Source organism: Streptomyces sp. NPDC048606, from assembly GCF_040650855.1.
Lineage (GTDB): Bacteria > Actinomycetota > Actinomycetes > Streptomycetales > Streptomycetaceae > Streptomyces.
The window spans coordinates 1-1,628 of the sequence record NZ_JBEZIB010000105.1; the positions used below are offsets into that span (position 1 = coordinate 1).

2 protein-coding genes are annotated in these 1,628 nt (G+C 75.2%); both read right to left on the minus strand.

The annotated features are described in order from the left end of the window. Positions 1 to 241 precede the first annotated feature (241 nt). The gene (locus AB0D01_RS39675; RefSeq protein ID WP_363064286.1) at positions 242 to 1,258 is read right to left on the minus strand and encodes a LacI family DNA-binding transcriptional regulator; all 1,017 of its coding nucleotides are present in this window, start codon (positions 1,256 to 1,258) and stop codon (positions 242 to 244) included. Next, positions 1,246 to 1,628, minus strand: a 383-nt coding sequence (locus AB0D01_RS39680) for a DUF3459 domain-containing protein (RefSeq protein WP_363064288.1), incomplete at its 5' end; no start/stop codon positions are given. The genes AB0D01_RS39680 and AB0D01_RS39675, both read right to left, overlap by 13 nt.

Here is a 1,628-nt window from a genome sequence, read left to right on the forward strand (position 1 = left end):
AGTGAGCGCCCTTGAGGGCCCGGCCCGCACCGGAGAGACGATGAGACTGACGGGAAACCCCCGGCACCTCCCCGACCCCGCCCGACCGGGGTAGCCCACCCGCCCCCCCACCCGCAGACGAGGGGGCGGGTGGGCAGCCACCGGCCGAGCCCACCGGGTCGAGGGGGCGATGGCGGGCCCGCACGGGGCGGCGTACCGCCGAGGCCCCGACAGCCCGCCCACCCCGGGGCGGCGTACGCCCTTACCCCCCCACCACCGGTCCCGTGGAGCCGCGCACGACCAGTTCCGGTTGGAAGACGTACTCCGTGCGCTCCACCGGGGTTCCCGCGACCGCTTCGAGCAGGGCGCCGACGGCCGCCGTGGCCATCGCGCGCACGGGTTGGCGGACGGTGGTCAGCGGCGGGTCGGTGAAAGCGATCAGCGGGGAGTCGTCGAAGCCGACGACCGACACGTCCTGCGGTACGCCGAGGCCCCGCTCGCGGGCGGCGCGGATGACGCCCAGGGCCATCATGTCGCTGGCGCACACCACCCCGGTGCAGCCCCGGTCCAGCAGGGCCCCGCCGGCCGCGTGGCCGCCCTCGACGGTGAACAGCGTGCGCTGCACGAGCCCGTCGGAGTCGGCTCCGGGCAGGGCGGCGAGGAAGCCCTGCTCCTTGCGGGCGGAGGGGACGTAGCGCGTCGGGCCGATGGCCAGGCCGATGCGGCGGTGTCCCAGTTCCTCCAGGTGGCGTACGGCCATCTCCGCCGCCGCCCGGTCGTCGGGGGAGACGAACGGGGCGCTGATCGCCGGGTTGAACCCGTTGATCAGCACGAACGGCACCCCGCGCGCGGCGAGGCGCCGGTAGCGCTCGGGGTCGGCGGCGGAGTCGGCGTGCAGCCCCGACAGGAAGACGATGCCCGTGACCCCCCGTTCCTCCAGTTGCTCGACGAGTTCGTCCTCGGTGGCTCCGCCCGGTGTCTGCGTGCAGAGCACGGGGGTGTACCCGTGTCCGGCCAGGGCCTGCTCGATGACCTGGGCGAACGCCGGGAAGATGGGGTTGGTCAGCTCGGGAATGAGCAGCCCGACGAGTCCGTTGCTGCGGCGTTTGAGTCGCACGGGCCGCTCGTAGCCGAGCACGTCGAGGGCGGCCAGCACCTTGTGTCGGGTGCCGGCCGCCACCCCCGCTTTGCCGTTGAGCACGCGGCTGACGGTGGCCTCGCTGACCTGGGCCTGCGCGGCGATGTCCGTCAGTCGCAGCGGCGTTGTCACCCCCGCCACCACACGGTGGTGTCGGCGTCGAGGAGCACGAACCCTTCCTCGTCCGCGACCGGCGCCCCGCCGGCCGGCGCCCCGCCGGCCGGCGCCTCGCCGGTCGGCGCCTCCGCGCCGCTCGCCAGCAGGACGGCACCCGGGGCGGTGATCCGTACGGCCTCTCCGGTCGTGTTGACGGTGCAGACGAAGCCGCCCCGGCGGAAGGCCAGGGTGCCCGCGGGCGCGTCCAGCCACGTGACGGCGTCTCCGGCGCCGAGGTCGGGGTCCTGCCGCCTGATGCGCAGGGCGGCGCGGTAGAGCTCCAGGGTGGAATGCGGGTCCCCGGTCTGCGCGGCCACGCTCAACCCCGCCCACTCCGCCGGCTGCGGCAACCAAC